Origin of the sequence: Kineococcus glutinatus, assembly GCF_039542765.1 — a bacterium.
Classification (GTDB): Bacteria; Actinomycetota; Actinomycetes; order Actinomycetales; family Kineococcaceae; genus Kineococcus_A; species Kineococcus_A glutinatus.
This window is the reverse complement of record NZ_BAABIL010000725.1, coordinates 1-3,745: the sequence shown is the minus strand read 5'-3', so window position 1 is coordinate 3,745 and position 3,745 is coordinate 1. Positions and strand designations below refer to the sequence as shown.

Annotated in this window: 3 protein-coding genes; 1 reads left to right on the top strand and 2 read right to left on the bottom strand. The window is 76.2% G+C overall.

The window, feature by feature from the left end; all coding sequences use genetic code 11:
* Window positions 1-879: D-glucuronyl C5-epimerase family protein (locus ABEB16_RS20665; RefSeq protein WP_345714069.1), on the top strand; the 879-nt coding region annotated here is incomplete at its 5' end.
* A 47-nt stretch (window positions 880-926) separates the two neighbouring features.
* Here ABEB16_RS20665 and ABEB16_RS20660 read toward each other — a convergent pair.
* Entirely contained in the window at window positions 927-1,604 is a 678-nt protein-coding gene (locus ABEB16_RS20660; RefSeq protein WP_345714068.1) for a cysteine hydrolase family protein, read from the bottom strand.
* On the bottom strand, window positions 1,601-3,745 hold a 2,145-nt coding region (locus ABEB16_RS20655), incomplete at its 5' end, for a SpoIIE family protein phosphatase (RefSeq protein ID WP_345714067.1). The genes ABEB16_RS20655 and ABEB16_RS20660, both read right to left, overlap by 4 nt.

The following is a 3,745-nucleotide window of genomic DNA, read 5'->3' as shown; positions in this document are numbered from 1 at the left end:
GTGCTGGCGATGCGGCAGCTCGCGCCCCGCGACGACGGGTTCCGCCTCACCGCCGTCGCGCAGCTGCCGTACGAGGGTGGGGAGCTGCTGCGGCTGGACGACCCCGCGCGCCGGGTGGACGCGGACGGCGTGCAGCTCTACGAGCGCGACGGCACCCGGTTCCTGCACCCGGTGGGCACGGCGCAGTACGCGCTGGCGGCGCTGGCCGGCTACCACCGCACCGGTGACGGGGAGTACCTGCGGCGGGCCCGGGCGAACGCCGAGGCGCTGCTGGGGACCGCGCGCACCCACGAGGACGCGATCTTCTTCCCCTACCCGTTCGACTTCCCCCTCGGTGACGAGGTGGACAACACGATCCACGCCCCGTGGTACTCGGGGATGGCGCAGGGACAGGCCCTGTCGCTGTTCGTCCGGTTGTGGGAGGTCGACCACGACCAGCGGTGGCGCACGGCCGCCGACCGCACGTTCCGCTCCTTCGAGGTGGAGCGCGGGCCGGGGCACCCGTGGGTCACCCTCACCGACGACGAGCGGCACGTGTGGTTCGAGGAGTACGCGGGCGACACCGAGCCGCTGCTGGTGCTCAACGGGCACAACTTCGCGCTGTACGGCCTGTACGACTACCACCGGGTCACCGGTTCCGAGGACGCCGCCCGGCTGTTCAGCGAGGGGGCCACCACGGTCCGGGACGAGCTCGCCGGTTTCCGGGTCCCCGGCGGGGTGTCCTACTACTGCCTGCAGCTGCCGGGCTGCCGGCGCCCCCTGTGGCAGAACCCGAAGTACCACGCGATCCACGCCGAGCAGCTGGCGGCGCTGGCCGACATCACCGACGACCCCTGGTTCGCCGAGCGCGCGGCGGAGTTCCGCGCCGACCACTCCTGACGCGCCCCGCCGACGGCCGACGCGCCGCCCCCGGCGCTGCGCGGCGGCTACGCCTCTCCGGTCGCCGCCACCAGGTCCTCGACCTCCGTGGTGGCGGCGGCCAGGACGCCGATGCGCGCGGCCTCCGCCTCGTGCCCGGGGAGCAGACCGGAGATCGCGTCGCGCACGAGCAGGACGCGCAGGTCGCGCTCGCTGGCGCCGTAGGCGGTGGCGCGCGGGCAGTTGGGGAAGTTGCACCCGGCCAGCACGACGGTGGTGACGTCCAGCGCCCGCAGGTGCTCCTCGAGGCGGGTGCGGTGGAAGGCGCCCCAGCGGGGTTTCCACATCGCCCACTCCCGCGGGCCCAGCTGCTGGAACTCCCCCGCCAGCAGCCGCTGCGGGTCGAGGGCGGGCGCCCCGGCGGGCAGCAGGTCGGCGACGATCTGCGAACCCGGTGATCCCGGCCGCACGACGGGGGCCCCGGCGGCGAGCAGGGTGCGCCGGGGCAGGTCGACGTCGTCGCCGTCGTAGAGGCGCACGACGTGCACGACGGGGCGGCCGGCGCGGCGGAAGGCGCGCAGCAACCGGACGAGGGCGGGCACGACCTCGCTGGTGCCCGGCACGGGGCTGGCGCCGCCGTCGGCGAAGTCGACCTGGACGTCGACCAGCACCAGCGCCGAGCGCTCCGGCTCCGGTGCGACGTGCGGGTCGGCGCCGGCGAACCGGCCGCGTGCGGGGGTGCTCACGAACCGCCGCCCTGCTGCGCGACCGGCGCCGGCGGGTCGTCGTGCAGGTGCAGGCGCACCGCGACGAGCGCCACGTCGTCCTCCGGCACCGCCGGCCGCAGCCGTTCCAGCACCCCGTCGCAGAGCTCCTCCAGGCCGGCGCCGGCGAGGTCGGACAGCGCCGCGCGCAGCACCCCGATGCCCTCGTCGATGGACTGCCCGCGCCGCTCGACGAGCCCGTCGGTGTACAGCAGCACCGTGGCGCCCCGGGCCAGCTCGGTGGTGCGCTCGGTGCGCTCGGCGTCGGCGGCGAAACCCAGCAGCAGGTCGGCCTCCGGGGCCGCCAGCTCCTCCACCCGGCCGCCCGGGTGCAGGACGAGGGGCGGCGGGTGGCCCGCGCTGGACCAGCGCAGCCGGGTGGTCCCGTCGCGGCGCATCGCCTCGTCCTGCTCCAGCCGCGCCACGACGACCGTGGCGGTGGTGCCGACGGCCAGCCCCTCCACGGCCCGGTCCAGGCGCTGCAGGACGTCGGCGGGTCCTTCCTCGCTGGTGAAGGCGATGCCGCGCAGCAGGCTGCGCAGCTGCCCCATCGCGGCGGCGGCGGCGGTGTCGTGCCCGACGACGTCGCCGATGACGAGGACGGTGGCCCCGTCGGGCTGCAGGAACGAGTCGTACCAGTCGCCGCCCACCTGCGCGGCCTGCGCGGCCGGTTCGTAGCGGACGGCGACCTGCAGGTGGCCGGGTTCGGGCGGGGCGGTGAGCAGGCTGCGCTGCAGCTCCTCGGCGAGCTCGCGCTGCTGGGCGTAGAGCCGCGCGTTGTCCAGGGCCAGGCCGGCGCGGGTGGCCACCTCCCGCAGCGTGACGAGGTCGTCGTCGCGGATCGCGCCGCGCTGGCGCCCGGTGAAGGCGGTGAGCAGGCCCACGGTGCGGTCGCGGCCCCGCAGCGGCAGGATCGCCGCGGAGTGCGGGGCCAGCGTGCGCAGCAGCTCGCGCACCTCGCCGGGGATCAGGACCCGCGCGACGGCCTCCTCGGCGCTGCCCAGGATGAGGGCGGGCTGCCCGGTGCGCAGCACCTGGGCGAGGTAGGAGTCGTCGGTGAGGGCGTCCAGGCGCAGCTCGGCGTAGCGGGCCACGAGGGGGCGCGCGGCCTCCTCGGCGTGCCACCAGCCGACGTCGCGCAGCCGGCCGTCCTCGTCGACGAGCGTGATGACGCACCAGTCGGCGAGCGCGGGCAGGATGCGCTGGGCGAGGCGGCCCACGGCGTCCTCCGCGTCGAGGGTCGCGGCCAGCTCGGCGCTGACGTCGGAGAGCAGGGTGAGCCGCCGCGCCGCCGCCTCGGCGGCCAGCCGGGCCGCGCGGCGCTCGGTGACGTCCTGGAAGTACACCGACAGCCCGTCGGGGTCGGGCCAGGCCCGCACCTCGTACCAGGCGTCCAGCGGCGGCGGGTAGTACGCCTCGAAGGTGACGACGTCCCCGGATCCGGCGGCGTGGCGGTAGTGCGTCTCGAAGGGGCTGCCGACGGCGGCGGGGAACAGCCCCCAGATGCTGCTGCCGAGCAGCTCCTCGCGCCCGAACCCCAGCAGCCGCTCGGCCTGGGCGTTGACGTAGCTGAACCGCCAGTCGCGGTCGAGGGAGAAGAACGCCTCGTGCATCGACTCCAGGACCCGCACCACGCGCGCCTGGGAGTCCTTCGTCCCGGTCGTGTCGTAGGCGACGCCGAGGACGCGCCCGCCGCGGCCGGGCGCCTCGGGCAGCGCCCGGCCGCGGGCCGTCACCCAGCGGACGTCCCCGGCCGGGCGCACGACGCGGTACTCCATCTCGAAGGGCCCGCCGGTCTCGACGGCGGCCTGCAGCTCCTCGCCGACGCGGGGCAGGTCGTCCGGGTGCACCCGCGCCTCGAAAGCGGCGATGGTCCGGTCGAAGGTCTGCTCGTCGTAGCCGAACAGCTCCAGCAGCCGCGCGTCCCAGGTGAGCTCGCCGGTGCGCAGGTCCCAGTCGAAACCGCCGACCCCGGCCGCGTCGACGGCCAGCGCCCAGCGCAGCCGGTCGTCCTCGGCCTGCAGCGCCAGCGCGGACAGCTCCAGCTCGGCCTGCGCCGAGGTGGCGATCTGCTCCAGCAGCGCGACGTCGGCCTCCGTCCACGCCCGCGCCGCGGTGTCGGC